This is a genomic window from Paraburkholderia nemoris (genome assembly GCF_905221015.1).
GTDB classification, from domain to species: Bacteria; Pseudomonadota; Gammaproteobacteria; order Burkholderiales; family Burkholderiaceae; genus Paraburkholderia; species Paraburkholderia nemoris.
In genome coordinates this window covers 1-15252 of record NZ_CAJNBO010000007.1, presented here as the reverse complement: position 1 = coordinate 15252, position 15252 = coordinate 1, and the positions used below count along the sequence as shown (strand labels likewise).

Genomic DNA, 15252 nt, shown 5'->3' with positions numbered 1-15252 from the left:
TTCGTGTCTGACGAGCAGTAACAAAGGGTTTCCAGTCTGACGAACTGGGAAGTCGAACCCGGCAATACGCACGCCGCCTGTTCGCGGCGTGCGGCTTCACCCTTGGAGCCGACTTTCGATGAAAGCACATGCGCAACGACTCATCGCCGCGCGCCTTGGCCTCGCGCTGCTTACGCTACTGCTGGTCTCCGCGGTCGTGTTCGCCATCACCGGGCTGCTTCCCGGCGATGCCGCTCAACAGGCGCTCGGCCAGGCGGCAACCCCGGAAGCCGTCGCGGCACTGCGGCACCAGTTCGGGCTCGACCAGCCGGCGCTGCAACGCTACTTCGAGTGGCTTTTTCATATTGTCAGCGGCAACTTCGGCACTTCGCTGTCGAACAATCTGCCCGTGAGCGAGTTGATCGCCACGCGTCTGCCGAATTCGCTGGTGTTAGCTGGGCTCACGGCGCTGGTCTCGGTGCCCGTGGCCTTGCTGATCGGTATTTCGTCAGCAATGTTCCGTGGTTCGCTGCTCGATCGCACGCTCAACGTGCTCACGCTGTCGACGGTGGCCGTGCCGGAATTTCTGATCGCCACCATCGCCGTGCTGATCTTCGCCGTCAAGCTGCGCTGGCTGCCGGCGCTGTCGTATCTCTCCGAGGTCCATTCGTTCGGCGCGCTGCTGCGCATCTACGCGATGCCGGTGATGACGCTGTGCTGCGTGATTGTCGCGCAGATGGCGCGCATGACGCGGGCCGCGGTGCTCGATCAGCTCAATTCATCGTATGTGGAAATGGCGGTGTTGAAGGGCGCATCGCCCGCCCGTGTGGTATTGCGGCATGTGTTGCCCAACACCATCGGCCCGATTGCCAATGCGGTGGCGTTGAGCCTGTCGTATCTGTTCGGCGGCGTGGTGATCGTGGAGTCGATCTTCAACTATCCCGGCCTTGCGAGCCTGATGGTGGACGCCGTCACCAATCGTGACATGCCGCTCGTGCAGGGCTGCGTGATGGTGTTCTGCGCGGCGTATCTCGCGTTGGTGTTGATCGCCGACCTGTGTCAAATCGTATCCAATCCGAGGCTGCGTCGATGATGAGCCAACCTACCAATCCCCACGTTCCTCACGTTCCCCATGCCACTACCGAGCTGTACGACCTGGGCGTCGATGAACCCGTCATCGAGACGCCGGTCGTCGAAACGGCTGCGCTGAAGCAGGGCGTGTTGAAACGGCTGGTGCATCGCTTCTCCGTGCTCGGCCTGATCGGCCTCGTGCTGGTGACTTTCTGGCTGATCGTCGCGTTCATCGGGCCGCTGGTTGCACCGTATAAAGGCGGCACGCTGACGTCGACGGAGATTTTCGGCCGCTATAGCGCGGCGTATCCGCTCGGCACCGACTATCTCGGCCGCGATATGTTGAGCCGGATTCTCTACGGCGCGCGCTATACGATGGGCCTCGCGCTGGCCGCTGCCGTGCTTGCCAGTTTGATCGGCACGTTCTTCGGTTTGCTAGCCGCGGTGTCCGGCCGTTGGGTCGATGAAATCCTGAGCCGTCTGTTCGACGCGCTGATTTCGATTCCGAGCAAGGTGCTCGCGCTCGTGGTGATCGCCGCGTTCGGTTCGTCGATCCCAATGCTGACGACGGTTGCCGCGTTGGCCTATATCCCCGGCGCATTCCGTATTTCGCGCTCACTCGCAGTGAACCTGATGGGGCTCGAATACGTGCAGGTGGCGAGAGCGCGCGGCGAGGGCATCTTTTATATCGCACGCGTCGAAGTGCTGCCGAACATGATTCATCCTATGCTCGCCGATTTTGGTTTGCGCTTCGTGTTCATCGTGCTGCTGCTGAGCGGGCTGAGTTTCCTCGGCCTTGGCGTGCAGCCGCCGAATGCGGATTGGGGTTCGCTCGTGCGCGAGAACATCGGCGGTTTGTCCGAGGGTGCGCCTGCCGTTCTGATGCCGGCCGTTGCGATTGCGACGCTGACCATCGGCATGAATCTGCTGATCGACAACTTGCGGCGTCGTGGCCGTAGCCATGGAGGTGCATGATGGCTGATCGGGACATGATTGAAGTGAAGGGCCTGCGGGTCGTCGCCGGTGCGGCGCCGGGGCCGGTGACGGAGATCGTCAAGGGCGTCGATTTCTCGGTGAAGAAGGGCGAGGTGCTGGCGCTGATCGGCGAGTCCGGCTCAGGCAAGACGACCATCGCGTTGTCCTTGCTCGGCTATGCGCGGGCAGGGTGCTCGATCAGCAGCGGCTCGGTGCGCGTCGGCGAGGTGGATGTGCTGTCGCTCGATGCCAAAGGTCGTCGCGCATTGCGGGCACGGACCGTGGCCTATGTTGCGCAGAGTGCGTCGGCAGGCTTCAATCCGGCGCGCACGATCATGGATCAGGTGACCGAACCCGCATTGCTGCATCACTTGATGACGAAAGACGCGGCGCGCGCGAAAGCGATCGACCTGTTCCGCGCTTTGGCGCTGCCTGCGCCGGAGACGATTGGCGAGCGCTATCCGCACCAGGTGTCTGGCGGCCAGTTGCAACGCTTGATGGCCGCGATGGCGTTGATCACCGATCCGGCCGTGGTGGTGTTCGACGAACCGACCACCGCGCTCGACGTCACCACGCAGATCGAAGTGCTCGCGGCCTTCAAGAAAGTGATCCGCGAACTCGGCACGACGGCCGTGTACGTGTCGCACGATCTGGCTGTAGTCGCGCAGATGGCGGACCGCATCGTCGTGCTGAATGGCGGCGCGGTGAAAGAGAACGGCGTGGTTGCGCAAGTGCTCGATGCGCCCGTGGATGCTTATACGCGTCAACTGCTTGCCGCTACGCGCCGTCCGGAAGCGGAGCTGGAGACGCCGCAGAATCTCGGCAAGCACATCCCGCCGCTGCTCGAAATTCGCGGGCTCTCGGCGGGTTACGGACGTATCGATCGCTTCGGCAATCCCGCCGTGCGCGTGCTCGACGACGTCAGTTTGTCGATCCCGCGCGGCAGTACGCTCGGCGTGATCGGCGAATCCGGCTCCGGCAAGACGACGCTCGCGCGCGTGGTGGCCGGTCTGGTCGATCGTGCGGGCGGCGAAGTGCTGTTCGACGGCAAGCCGCTGCCCGCACAACTGTCGCGCCGCACGCCGGAGCAGTATCGGCAGATCCAGATCGTGTTTCAGAACGCCGATACGGCGCTGAACCCGAGTCATTCGATCGCCGATATTCTGGGCCGTCCGCTCGCGTTCTATCACCATCTGAGTGGGTCGGCCGCGAAGAAACGCATGCTGGAACTGCTCGATCTGGTGAAGCTGCCGGCTTCGATTGCCACGCGCACGCCTGCCGGACTGTCCGGCGGCCAGAAGCAGCGCGTTAATCTGGCGCGCGCGCTTGCGGCCGATCCTGCGTTGATCCTCTGCGACGAAGTGACCTCCGCGCTCGATACGGTGGTCGGCGCGGCGATCCTCGACCTGCTGGCCGAATTGCGCCGTGAACTCGGCGTGTCGTATATGTTCATCAGCCACGACATCTCGACCGTGCGGGCGATCTGCGACGAAGTGATCGTGCTGTACGCGGGGCATCGCGTGGAAGCCGGGCAACGCGATGTGCTCGCGGCGCCCCCGTATCATCCGTACACGGAATTGCTGGTGGATTCGGTGCCGGCTTTGAAACCGGGCTGGCTCGATGCACGCCGCGAGATCGGCTGTGCCACGTTGCCGGCGATGGGCGAGAGCGCGGATATTCCCGAGTTGTGCGCGTTCCGCGCGCGCTGCCCGGTGCGCATCGACGGAATGTGCAATATGACGCCGCCGTCCCTGAAAAAACTGCCTTCGGGCGCGGAGATTCTTTGCCATCATCCCGCCGCCGAGTTGAATCGCTTGCAGACCGAAGAGGCAACCCCGGTATGAACGGACGATTTGTGCGGCTCGCGGAGACGGGCCGCAAGACGTTTCCGATTACCGTAGACGGCGTCGTGCGCGAAGCCGCCGAGGGCGACACCTTGATGGTCGCCTTGCTGACCGGTGTGAGCACGTTGCGCGATTCCGAATTCGGCGATGGCCGCCGCGCCGGTTTCTGTTTGATGGGTGCGTGCCAGGATTGCTGGGTCTGGACCGCGCAAGGCGAACGCATGCGGGCGTGCAGTACGCCTGCGGCGCCGGGCATGTCGATCGTGACGAAGCTGGCCGAAGCTGCGGAGGGTGTATGGCCCCGCGTGTAGTGATCATCGGCACCGGGCCGGCGGGCGTGCGCGCTGCAGAGGCGCTGGTCGAAGCGGGGCTGCGGCCCACGGTCATCGATGAAGGGCGGCGTGACGGTGGCCAGATCTATCGGCGGCAACCGGAAGGGTTTTCGCGCAGCTATGAGACCTTGTACGGCACTGAGGCTGAACGCGCCGCTTCGCTGCATCAGAGCTTCGATGCGCTGAAGGGCAAGATCGATTATTTGCCGGAGACGCTGGTCTGGAATATCTCGCCGAACACCGTGCATCTGGCAAGCGGCACGCGCTACCAGACGCTGACGTTCGATTCCCTGATCGTTTGCAGCGGCGCCACGGACCGGCTGATGCCAGTCAAGGGCTGGCATCAGGCCGGCACGTATAGCCTCGGCGGCGCGCAGGTTGCACTGAAATCGCAGGGCTGCGCGATCGGCTCGCGCATCGTGATGATGGGCAGCGGGCCGCTGCTGTATCTCGTTGCCGCGCAATATGTGAAGGCGGGCGCACAGGTGGCCGCCGTGCTCGATACGTCGACGTTTATGCAGCGTGTGGCTGCGCTGCCGCGTTTGCTGGCGATTCCCGCCGCGCTCAAAAAGGGGATTGCGTTGACGCGTGTGCTCGCAAAGGCGCGCGTACTGGTACATCGCGGCGTGCAGCCTTTGGAGATTCAAGGCTCGCCGCAAGAGGGCGTGAGCGGCGTGGTGGTTGCGTTGCCCGGCGGCGAACGCCTGGCGCTGGCATGCGATGCCGTTGCGCTGGGTTATCACCTGCGTCCGGAGACGCAGCTTGCGGACCTCGCAGGGTGCCGTTTCCTGTTCGACGAAAACTCGCAGCAGTGGCTTCCGCAAATCGACGACGACGGCCGTAGCAGCGCCAAGGGCGTCTACCTGGCGGGCGATGGTGTAAGAGTGCGCGGTGCGGACGCAGCCGAACGTTCGGGGCGTCTTGCGGCTTTGGCGGCGCTGCGCGATCACGGGATTCAAATGGGAGGCGTCGAGCAGTTGCGCGCCGAACTCGCGCGTTTCACACGCTTTGCAGCGGGCTTGCGGGAAGCCTTTCCGTGGCCGGCGAAATTCGCCGCGTCTTTGCCGGATGAAACGATCGTCTGCCGTTGTGAAGCGATTACAGCGGGCGAACTGCGTCGTGTGGTGCACGCGACCGGCGCGCAGGAAGCCAATCGCGCGAAGGCATTCTCGCGCGTCGGCATGGGCCGCTGCCAGGGGCGTTACTGCGGCCACGCAGGCGCTGAGATCATCGCGGCGGCGGCTTGTGTGCCGTTGTCCTCAGTGGGACGGCTGCGCGCCCAGGCGCCCGTTAAACCGCTACCTGTGGCGCTTACCGAAGAGGTGAGCGAATGAGTACGACGACTACAAACGAAGCCGACGTGATCGTGATCGGCGGCGGCATCATGGGGACGACAACCGCCTTCTTCCTGCGTCAGCGCAAGCGTTCGGTGATCCTGCTCGAACGCGGACTCACGGGGCAACAGGCGAGCGGCGTGAATTTCGGCGGGATTCGTCGGCAGGGTCGCGCGCTGCCGCAACTGGCGATGGCGAACCGCGCGCTGCGCACATGGCAACGCTCTTCGGAACTGCTTGGCGAGGACATCGAGTTTCTGGCTTCGGGCCACACGCGCGTGTGCTATCACCAGAAAGACGTGGAGAACTTCGATCAATATGCGATCGACGCCCGCGCTTATGGTCTCGATCTCAAGGTGCTGCACGGCGACGCCATGTTTCAGCGCTTTCCGTTTCTCGGACGCGAGGTGCTGGCGGCATCGATTTCGCCACTCGATGGCCACGCCAATCCGCGTCTCGCTGCACCTGCGTTTGGTCGCGCGGCCGCCCGGCTCGGTGCTCAGGTGATCGAGAACACCGAGATCGTGCGCGTCGAAAAGGAAGGTGAGCGGTTTCGCGTGGAGAGCGCAGGCGGCGGCGTGTATTGGGCCGCGCAACTTGTGATCTGTGCGGGCGCCTGGGCGAGCCGTCTTACCGAACAGTTCGGCGAACCCGTTCCGCTGACCGTGAGCGGACCGCAGATGGCTGTGACCGAGCCGGTGCCGTATGTGTTCAAGTCGTCGATGGGAGTGTTCACATCGATCAAGGAAGAGAGCATCTATTTCCGCCAGATTCCGCGCGGCAATATCATTCTCGGCGGCGGTCCCGGTGGGCCGGCGGATGCTGTGACGTGCCGCGCATCGGTCCTGCCGCGCAACACCGTGCGGCAAGTCGCGCAGTTGCGGCGGCTTGTGCCCGCCATGGCGCCGCTGCATGTGATTCGTGTGTGGAGCGGCGTGGAAAGCTATCTGCCCGACGGCGAACCGGTGATCGGGCCGAGCAGCAAGGTCGACGGTCTTTACTACGCGTTCGGTTTCTGCGGCTCAGGTTTTCAGATCGGTCCGGGTGTTGGCGAGACGCTGGCCGAGCTCGTCGATACAGGTCGTACGGACATTCCCCTCGACGTGTTTTCCGTTACCCGGTTCGCGAAGCAAGCCGCGCCCCGCTCGACTATCGCGACGTCATGAAACAGTCCATCAGCCTCAATGCCGCCCGGGCGTTTATCGAAGCCCATTTCGACGAGCCGGTGACGCTCGCGCAACTCGCCGCGCTGTCCGCGCTCAGCGTGTCGCGCTTCGCGACGGTGTTTCGTCAGCAGTATGGTTCATCGCCTTATCGCTATCTGTGCGGGCTGCGGATTCAGCGGGCGCAGACTCTGTTGCTCGAAGGTGTGCCGGGATCGGTTGTCGCCACGGAGGTGGGATTCTTCGATCAAAGCCACTTCGGCCGGCATTTCAAGCGATGCTGCGGGATGACCCCTAGCATGTTCATCGCACGCGCCGGTGCGAATGCGGCGAAGAATGCTGTGAAGCACGGTGGCGTCGTTCAGACTACTGCGCCGCGTTCAGCTTCCGCCATAACGTCGTCTTGCTGATGCCGAGCGCCTGGCAAACCGCATCGCGATCGCCGTCGCAGGCGGCGAGGGCGGCGCGGATTTCGTCGGCTTCCACGTGACGACTGCGCTCGCGTAACGTTAGCGCTGCTTTCTTCGTGCGCGTGTGGGGTTGCTCGAAGATTTCAGGCGCGACGGTGCGCAGTACCTCGCGCGTGAAGAGGGTTTCCGCTGCGCCGTTTGAATCCCTGTACGTGCCCGTGTCCGCGTCTGCCAGTTCAACCGCAATCCGCTCGATCACGTTCTGTAGTTCACGCACGTTTCCCGGCCACGTGTAACGCTTTAACGGCTCGCTGAGACTAGCGAGGACGCGCCTCGCCGCATCCGCATCGGGCAGACGAGTCGCCAGTCTCGGCTCACGCGACGCCGCCTGCAGCAACAGTTCGACCGCGAGCGGCAGCAGATCGTTTGGCCGCTCACGCAGCGGCGGCAGGGCGATGCTCAAAATGTTGAGGCGGTAGTAAAGGTCCGCGCGAAAACTGCCCGCCTCGATACCTTCAGTCAACGCACGATGCGTCGCCGCGACGACCCGGATGTCTACTCGTGTCGGCTCCGTCGAGCCAAGCCGTACGACTTCACGTTCCTGCAGCACGCGTAACAGACGACTCTGTAACGACAGCGGCATCTCGGCGATTTCATCGAGAAACAGCGTGCCGCGGTGCGCCACTTCGATCAGCCCCGCCTTGCCGCCTTTGCGCGCGCCGGTGAACGCGCCTTCCTCATAACCGAACAACTCGCTCTCGAGTAACGCCTCCGGAAACGCGCCGCAATTGATAGCGACGAAGGCGAAGTCGCGCCGCGCGCTCAACTGATGCATGCTCTGCGCGACCATCTCCTTGCCGGTGCCGCTTTCGCCAAGAATCAGCACGGTGGCGTCCGATTTGGCGTAGCGCTGCACGAGCGTGCGGACCCGTTCGATCGAATCGGATACACCGACGATATCGCCAAGCTGATAACGCGCGCTGAACTGCTGCACGCGCTGCCGCGAGCGCAAGGTGCGATCGAGCCGTTCGACCGCGCGCGATTCCTGAAACGTCAGTACGGTGCCTGCCGCCGAGCTGCTGCTCGCGAGCGGCCCGCGATGAACGACGTAGCTCGCGCCACGTACCGTGCAGAATGTGTCGCCGTCCGCGTCCGGCAAGCTGCCTGCGAGATCCGGCGCGAGATCGAGCAGCGCGCGGCCCACGGCCTGTGCCGCGTCGATGCCGAGCACGCTGGCGAGGCGCTGGTTCATCGCTTCGACGCGCCCTTGCGCATCGAGCGCAACGACGCCGTCGCGCAGATGCTGCAGCAGATTGTCGAGCCGTTGACGCCGAACTGTTTCGCGGCGCGTGGCCTGTGCGACTTCGAGTGCGGTATCGAACGCGGCACGTACGGAGGCGCGCGAATACAGAAACACCGCGCCCATGCCGGCGTTCGCCGCAAGATCGGCGATGAGCCCCGGGCCGACCACGGCCTGGATGCCGCGATCGCGCAGATCGAGAACGACACTCTCCGCATCCTGCGCCGATTGATACGACGCAAATGTGACGTCGATGTCGTACGCGGCGATGAAGCGCCGCACTTCGTCTGGCGTGTCGCCGTGCGTGACGAGGGCGACCCTTGCGCCGTCGCGCCGCGCTCGCGCGAGCGCGTGCATCACGTCGAAGCCGGTTGGGCCGATCAGCACGACCGGCACGCTGACGCGAGTTTTCAGATACGCGCCGTTGGAGCCGCCGGCAATCACGACATCCGGACGCCCGGCACCGACTGCGTCGATCTCATGGACAGCGTCTTCGAAGCCATGCGAGACGATGCGCAGATCGGCGCGCTCGACGTACTCGCCGGCAATGTCGAAGAACAGATCACGCAGACGGCTGATGCTGACGGCCCAGATGCGAGGGCGCTGCGCGGGGTCGAAGGGGGGCGTGCTCACGGCGGCGGCTCGTTGTCTGGAGAGAGGCAGGAAGGACGGGAAGTCCGCCTATTATGCACCCGTCGTTTTCGAATTTGAAATCCCAGATTTCACTTGTGAAATCGGGTGGCTCTATGGCCGGGATAGGATTTTTTGTTAAATCAGGCACTTAGCAGCGTGCGTCCCGCATGGCCCATTCTTTGCGTTATAGCCTCCGTTTTCACCGGTTCCCGCATCGAAACCCCGCAAGACAAGCTCGGCGCGCTGATTGCCGCACGAACGCAACCCCGCAGTTGGAGACGAAATTATGAGTGAAGCCGATAACAGCACGCCGAACGCAGGCGCCTTCAAACCGAAGAAATCCGTCGCGCTGTCCGGCGTGACGGCTGGCAACACCGCCCTTTGCACGGTCGGCAAGACCGGCAACGACCTGCATTACCGCGGCTACGACATTCTCGACATTGCCGGTGCATGCGAATTCGAAGAGATCGCTTATCTGCTGGTCCACGAAAAGCTGCCGACGCAAGCCGAACTGACCGCCTACAAGATCAAGCTGAAGGCACTGCGCGGTTTGCCCGCGAACGTGAAAGCCGCGCTGGAATGGATTCCGGCCGCCGCGCACCCAATGGATGTGATGCGCACCGGCGTGTCGGTGCTCGGCACCGTGCTGCCCGAGAAAGACGACCACAACCTGCCGGGCGCACGCGACATCGCCGACAAGCTGATGGCCTCGCTCGGTTCGATGCTGCTGTACTGGTACCACTACTCGCACAACGGCAAGCGCATCGAAGTCGAAACCGATGACGATTCGATCGGCGGGCACTTCCTGCATCTGCTGCACGGTGTGGAGCCGTCGAAGGCATGGGTCGACGCGATGCATGTGTCGCTGAACCTGTACGCCGAGCATGAATTCAACGCGTCGACGTTTACCGGCCGCGTGATCGCAGGCACGGGTTCGGACATCTACTCGGCGATTACCGGTGCAATCGGGGCGCTGCGCGGCCCGAAGCACGGCGGCGCGAACGAAGTCGCGTTTGAAATCCAGTCGCGCTATCAGACGCCCGATGAGGCCGAAGCCGACATCCGCCGTCGCGTCGAAAACAAGGAAGTGGTGATCGGGTTCGGTCACCCGGTGTACACGATTTCCGATCCGCGCAACAAGGTCATCAAGGAAGTCGCGAAGAAGCTGTCGAAGGAAGCCGGCAACAACAAGCTCTTCAACATCGCCGAGCGCCTGGAGTCGGTGATGTGGGAAGCGAAGAAGATGTTCCCGAATCTCGACTGGTTCAGCGCGGTCTCGTATCACATGATGGGCGTGCCGACGGCGATGTTCACGCCGCTGTTCGTGATCGCCCGTACGGCAGGCTGGAGCGCGCACATCATCGAGCAGCGGATCGACAACAAGATCATTCGTCCGAGTGCGAATTACACCGGTCCCGACGATCTGCCGTTCGTGCCGCTGGCCAAACGCGTCTAAGCGCGTAAGCGCGAAGCCGCAAGCGTTTCTCCTCCATTGCGTCTCGTGAGAGCGGCGTAATGAAGTTTGGCCTTGGCTCGCTGGAACCCCGAGCCAAGGCTGTTTTTTTGCGGGGCGTGGTGCTGTGCCTGGTGCGGTACGTTGTGCGGCGCATCAACGAAACACACTGCAAGCCGGCGCGCTACCGCAAGCTATAAACTACACAGACTGTCCGATTGATGCGCGAGCGTTGCGCTGCATGAAAGAGGGGCAGCGGATTGTGAAGCACGGCTGCCGCCATCGTCCCCGGATCATTTTTGTTTTGTCCCCTACGCCATGAATACTGCCAATCGCAAACGCCTTCCCGGCACCCAACTGGATTTCTTCGACACGCGTGCCGCCGTCGACGCAATCCAGCCTGGCGCCTATGACAAGCTGCCGTACACCTCGCGCGTGCTGGCCGAAAACCTCGTGCGCCGCTGCGATCCGGTGACGCTGACGGCTTCGCTCAAGCAGATCATCGAACGCAAGCGTGAGCTGGATTTTCCGTGGTTCCCGGCGCGCGTGGTGTGTCATGACATTCTCGGCCAGACCGCGCTGGTCGACCTCGCCGGTCTGCGCGATGCGATTGCGTTACAAGGCGGCGATCCCGCGATGGTCAACCCGGTCGTGCCGACGCAGCTCGTGGTGGATCACTCGCTGGCCGTCGAGTGCGGGGGTTTCGATCCGGATGCGTTCGCGAAGAATCGCGCGATTGAAGATCGCCGCAATGAAGACCGCTTCGACTTCATCAACTGGACCAAGCGCGCGTTCAAGAACGTCGACGTGATTCCGCCGGGCAACGGCATCCTGCATCAGATCAACCTCGAGCGCATGAGCCCGGTGGTGCAGGTGAAAGATGGCGTGGCCTTTCCCGATACGCTGGTCGGCACTGACTCGCATACGCCGATGGTGGATGCGCTCGGTGTGATCGCAATCGGCGTGGGTGGTCTTGAAGCGGAAAGCGTGATGCTGGGCCGCGCGTCTTATATGCGGCTGCCGGATATCGTCGGTGTGGAGCTGACGGGCAAGCCGGCTGAGGGCATTACCGCGACCGACGTCGTGCTCTCCCTGACCGAATTCCTGCGCAAAGAGAAAGTAGTCGGCGCGTACCTCGAGTTCTACGGCGCGGGCACGGCCAACCTGACGCTCGGCGATCGCGCGACCATCGCCAACATGGCGCCCGAATTCGGCGCGACGGCGGCGATGTTCTACATCGATGAGCAGACCATCAAGTACCTCAAGCTCACCGGCCGCGACGACGAACTCGTCAAGCTGGTCGAGACCTACGCGAAGGAAACCGGACTGTGGGGCGATACGCTGAAGCACGCCGAGTATGAGCGCGTGCTGACGTTCGATCTGTCTACCGTGGTGCGCACGCTGGCGGGGCCGTCGAACCCGCATCGCCGTTTGCCGGTTTCCGAACTGGCTGCGCGCGGCATCAGCGGCAAGGTGGAGAACGAGCCGGGCCTGATGCCGGACGGCGCGGTGATCATCGCTGCGATCACGAGCTGCACGAACACCAACAATCCTCGCAACATGATCGCCGCCGGTTTGCTGGCGCGTAACGCCAATCAACGTGGACTCACCCGCAAGCCGTGGGCAAAGACCTCGCTCGCGCCGGGATCGAAGGCGGTCACGCTGTATCTGGAAGAGGCGGGCCTGCTGCCGGAACTCGAGCAACTGGGCTTCGGCGTGGTCGCGTATGCGTGCACGTCGTGCAACGGCATGTCGGGTGCGTTGGATCCGGTGATCCAGAAGGAAATCGTCGATCGTGATCTGTATGCGACGGCTGTGCTGTCCGGCAACCGTAACTTCGACGGCCGTATTCATCCGTATGCGAAGCAGGCCTTCCTCGCTTCGCCGCCGCTGGTGGTGGCCTACGCGATTGCCGGTACGATCCGCTTCGACATCGAGAAGGATGTGCTGGGCGTCGACGCTAACGGCAACGAGATCAAGCTGAAGGACATCTGGCCGTCGGATGAAGAGATCGACGCGATCGTCGCTTCGAGCGTGAAGCCGGAACAGTTCCGCAAAGTGTATGAGCCGATGTTCGCGGTCTCTGTCGATACCGGTGAGAAGGCCGATCCGTTGTACGACTGGCGTCCGATGAGCACGTATATCCGCCGTCCGCCGTATTGGGAAGGCGCGCTTGCCGGTGAACGCACGCTGACGGGTATGCGTCCGCTGGCTGTGCTGGGCGACAACATCACGACCGATCACCTGTCGCCGTCGAATGCGATTCTGGCGGACAGTGCATCGGGCGAGTACCTCGCCAAAATGGGCTTGCCGGAAGAGGACTTCAATTCGTACGCAACCCACCGTGGCGATCACCTGACCGCGCAGCGCGCCACCTTCGCGAATCCGACGCTGAAGAACGAGATGGTGCTGGAAGACGGCAAGGTGAAGGCGGGTTCGTTGGCGCGCATCGAGCCGGAGGGCAAGGTGACGCGCATGTGGGAAGCAATCGAAACCTACATGGAGCGCAAGCAGCCGCTGATCGTGATTGCCGGTGCTGACTACGGCCAGGGTTCGTCGCGCGACTGGGCAGCGAAGGGTGTGCGTCTTGCCGGCGCGGAAGCGATTGTTGCGGAAGGGTTCGAGCGGATTCACCGTACGAATCTGGTCGGCATGGGCGTGTTGCCGCTGGAATTCAAACCTGGTGTGAATCGACTCACGCTCGCTATCGACGGTACCGAAACGTTCGACGTGATCGGCGAACGCAAACCGCGCGCGGATCTCACGCTCGTGATTCATCGGAAGAGCGGTGAGCGCGTCGAGGTGCCAGTGACGTGCCGCCTGGATACGGCGGAAGAAGTGTCGATCTACGAAGCCGGCGGCGTGTTGCAACGCTTCGCGCAGGACTTTCTTGAATCGACGAAGGCAGCGGCTTAAGGCTTTTGAGCTTCTCTCATCAGGACACTACTTTCATGGCTCACAAACCTCAGATCAAGATTCCGGCGACGTACATGCGCGGCGGCACCAGCAAAGGCGTGTTCTTTCGGCTGCAGGATTTGCCGGAGGCGGCCCAGGTGCCGGGCGCCGCGCGTGATGCACTGCTGATGCGTGTGATTGGCAGCCCGGACCCGTATGGCAAGCAGATCGACGGCATGGGCGGCGCGACTTCCAGCACGAGCAAGACGGTCATCATCGCGAAGAGCCGCAGGCCGGATCATGACGTGGACTATCTGTTCGGGCAGGTTTCCATCGATAAGGCGTTTGTCGATTGGAGCGGCAATTGTGGCAATCTTTCTGCTGCGGTGGGACCGTTTGCGATTAGCGCGGGTCTCGTCGATGCGAGCCGGATTCCACAGAACGGTGTCGCTATTGTGCGCATCTGGCAGGCGAATATCGGCAAGACGATCATCGGCCATGTGCCTATTACCGATGGCGCCGTGCAGGAAACGGGCGACTTTGAACTCGATGGCGTGACGTTTCCGGCTGCAGAAGTTCAGCTTGAATTCATGGACCCGGCTGCTGAAGAGGAGGGTGCCGGCGGCGCGATGTTCCCGACTGGAAATCTGGTCGATGACCTCGAAGTGCCGGGTGTCGGCACGCTGAAGGCGACGATGATCAATGCCGGTATCCCGACCATTTTCGTGGAAGCGGAAGCGATCGGTTATAAGGGCACCGAACTACAGGACGCTATCAATAGCGACGAGAAGGCGCTGGCGATGTTCGAAACCATTCGTGCGCATGGCGCTGTGCGTATGGGCCTGATCAAGAACATCGATGAGATCGCCACGCGGCAGCATACGCCGAAGGTTGCGTTTGTCGCCAAGCCTGCGGACTACGTGGCTTCCAGCGGCAAGCGGGTTGCTGCAAGCGACGTCGATCTGCTGGTGCGGGCGATGTCGATGGGTAAGCTGCATCACGCAATGATGGGGACTGCAGCGGTTGCGATTGGCACGGCAGCAGCGATTTCAGGGACCTTGGTGAATCTCGCCGCGGGTGGTGGCGCGCGCGATGCAGTGCGGTTTGGACATCCGTCGGGGACGCTTCGCGTGGGGGCCGAAGCTCGGGAGGAAGGCGGGGCGTGGACTGTCACCAAAGCAATCATGAGCCGGAGTGCACGAGTGTTGATGGAGGGGTGGGTGAGGGTGCCGGGGGAATGAGTTAACGATTGCCAGCCCGGCATCACTGCAACTCAGTACTTGTACCGCTGATAGACCTGGTCGGATGGTCCGCACCAGGCTATCCGGTCTATCAGACCAGCACGCCACCGCCGTCCACGACGACGGTTTGTCCCGTGGCATAGCGATTGGTCATCAAATAGAGGTAGGTTTGCGCGAGGTCCTCCGCCTCGCCGACATGCCCAACGGGCAGAGCCGCCCCACTTGCCGCGTAAAGTTCCTCGCGCTCGGATTCGGACAGGGCGGCCCACAACGGCGTGCGTACCAAACCGGGACTCACCAGGTTGACGCGAATGGGCGCCAACTCCACAGCGAGTGCCCGAGTCAAGCCTTCCATCGCGCTGCAGACACCGGCAAGCGCCACCCAACCCTTTTGTGGTCGCAAGCTGGCGATGCCGCTGGTCAACACCACGGAGCCGCCGGAACGCAGATACGGCGCCGCATGTTTGACGGCGGCAATGGCGCCGAAGACTCGCACATCGAAAATCTGACGTGCGTATTTCACACCAAGCTGGACAGCGATTTCGCGCCAAGCTGGACAGGCATTTCACGCGAAGGTGGACACGGATTTCACGGCAAGCTGGACAGCGATTTCACGCGAAGC

General features: G+C 62.8%; 12 protein-coding genes. 10 read left to right on the top strand and 2 right to left on the bottom strand.

From position 1 onward, the window contains the following. Positions 1 to 118 precede the first annotated feature (118 nt). Genes KHO33_RS12400 through KHO33_RS12370 form a run of 7 tightly spaced genes read left to right on the top strand, consistent with a single transcriptional unit; the run spans position 119 to position 7108 of the window. Complete coding sequence (locus KHO33_RS12400; protein ID WP_093641177.1) at positions 119 to 1072, top strand: ABC transporter permease; 954 nt, start codon at positions 119 to 121, stop codon at positions 1070 to 1072. Continuing rightward, entirely contained in the window at positions 1069 to 2025 is a 957-nt protein-coding gene (locus tag KHO33_RS12395) for an ABC transporter permease (RefSeq protein ID WP_054039292.1), read from the top strand. The genes KHO33_RS12400 and KHO33_RS12395 overlap by 4 nt, the downstream gene beginning before the upstream one ends. After that, positions 2025 to 3869 (top strand): ABC transporter ATP-binding protein, encoded by a 1845-nt coding sequence (locus KHO33_RS12390; protein ID WP_054039290.1) that lies wholly within the window; start codon positions 2025 to 2027, stop codon positions 3867 to 3869. The genes KHO33_RS12395 and KHO33_RS12390 overlap by 1 nt, the downstream gene beginning before the upstream one ends. Beyond that, complete coding sequence (locus KHO33_RS12385; RefSeq protein ID WP_054039288.1) at positions 3866 to 4180, top strand: (2Fe-2S)-binding protein; 315 nt, start codon at positions 3866 to 3868, stop codon at positions 4178 to 4180. Before KHO33_RS12390 ends, KHO33_RS12385 begins: the two co-directional genes overlap by 4 nt. Further along, the gene (locus KHO33_RS12380; RefSeq protein WP_200566977.1) at positions 4165 to 5535 is read left to right on the top strand and encodes an FAD/NAD(P)-dependent oxidoreductase; all 1371 of its coding nucleotides are present in this window, start codon (positions 4165 to 4167) and stop codon (positions 5533 to 5535) included. The genes KHO33_RS12385 and KHO33_RS12380 overlap by 16 nt, the downstream gene beginning before the upstream one ends. Further along, a complete protein-coding gene (locus tag KHO33_RS12375) occupies positions 5532 to 6701 on the top strand; it encodes an NAD(P)/FAD-dependent oxidoreductase (protein WP_200566978.1) in 1170 nt (389 codons plus the stop codon). The genes KHO33_RS12380 and KHO33_RS12375 overlap by 4 nt, the downstream gene beginning before the upstream one ends. After that, positions 6698 to 7108: a helix-turn-helix domain-containing protein gene (locus KHO33_RS12370; RefSeq protein ID WP_200566979.1), complete on the top strand. Its 411-nt coding sequence runs from the start codon at positions 6698 to 6700 to the stop codon at positions 7106 to 7108. The genes KHO33_RS12375 and KHO33_RS12370 overlap by 4 nt, the downstream gene beginning before the upstream one ends. Here KHO33_RS12370 and prpR read toward each other — a convergent pair. Beyond that, entirely contained in the window at positions 7065 to 9041 is a 1977-nt protein-coding gene (gene prpR / locus KHO33_RS12365; RefSeq protein WP_200566980.1) for a propionate catabolism operon regulatory protein PrpR, read from the bottom strand. The genes KHO33_RS12370 and prpR overlap by 44 nt on opposite strands. Positions 9042 to 9327: 286 nt before the next feature. On the opposite strand from prpR, the gene prpC reads away from it, so the two are divergent. The 3 genes from prpC to prpF all read left to right on the top strand — a co-directional run bounded on the left by prpC (position 9328) and on the right by prpF (position 14630). After that, entirely contained in the window at positions 9328 to 10497 is a 1170-nt protein-coding gene (gene prpC / locus KHO33_RS12360) for a bifunctional 2-methylcitrate synthase/citrate synthase (RefSeq protein ID WP_200566981.1), read from the top strand. A gap of 315 nt (positions 10498 to 10812) precedes the next feature. After that, the gene (gene acnD, locus KHO33_RS12355; RefSeq protein WP_054041442.1) at positions 10813 to 13410 is read left to right on the top strand and encodes a Fe/S-dependent 2-methylisocitrate dehydratase AcnD; all 2598 of its coding nucleotides are present in this window, start codon (positions 10813 to 10815) and stop codon (positions 13408 to 13410) included. A gap of 35 nt (positions 13411 to 13445) precedes the next feature. Beyond that, entirely contained in the window at positions 13446 to 14630 is a 1185-nt protein-coding gene (gene prpF / locus KHO33_RS12350; protein WP_200566982.1) for a 2-methylaconitate cis-trans isomerase PrpF, read from the top strand. A 91-nt stretch (positions 14631 to 14721) separates the two neighbouring features. On the opposite strand, the gene KHO33_RS12345 is transcribed toward prpF, so the two are convergent. Beyond that, the gene (locus KHO33_RS12345; protein ID WP_236074670.1) at positions 14722 to 15153 is read right to left on the bottom strand and encodes an SDR family oxidoreductase; all 432 of its coding nucleotides are present in this window, start codon (positions 15151 to 15153) and stop codon (positions 14722 to 14724) included. Positions 15154 to 15252 lie beyond the last annotated feature (99 nt).

Bases quoted from the DNA above. Each gene is read 5' to 3' on its own strand.
- KHO33_RS12400 (WP_093641177.1), top strand. From the start codon at position 119: ATGAAAGCACATGCGCAACGACTCATCGCCGCGCGCCTTGGCCTCGCG.
- KHO33_RS12395 (WP_054039292.1), top strand. From the start codon at position 1,069: ATGATGAGCCAACCTACCAATCCCCACGTTCCTCACGTTCCCCATGCC.
- KHO33_RS12390 (WP_054039290.1), top strand. From the start codon at position 2,025: ATGGCTGATCGGGACATGATTGAAGTGAAGGGCCTGCGGGTCGTCGCC.
- KHO33_RS12385 (WP_054039288.1), top strand. From the start codon at position 3,866: ATGAACGGACGATTTGTGCGGCTCGCGGAGACGGGCCGCAAGACGTTT.
- KHO33_RS12380 (WP_200566977.1), top strand. From the start codon at position 4,165: ATGGCCCCGCGTGTAGTGATCATCGGCACCGGGCCGGCGGGCGTGCGC.
- KHO33_RS12375 (WP_200566978.1), top strand. From the start codon at position 5,532: ATGAGTACGACGACTACAAACGAAGCCGACGTGATCGTGATCGGCGGC.
- KHO33_RS12370 (WP_200566979.1), top strand. From the start codon at position 6,698: ATGAAACAGTCCATCAGCCTCAATGCCGCCCGGGCGTTTATCGAAGCC.
- prpC (WP_200566981.1), top strand. From the start codon at position 9,328: ATGAGTGAAGCCGATAACAGCACGCCGAACGCAGGCGCCTTCAAACCG.
- acnD (WP_054041442.1), top strand. From the start codon at position 10,813: ATGAATACTGCCAATCGCAAACGCCTTCCCGGCACCCAACTGGATTTC.
- prpF (WP_200566982.1), top strand. From the start codon at position 13,446: ATGGCTCACAAACCTCAGATCAAGATTCCGGCGACGTACATGCGCGGC.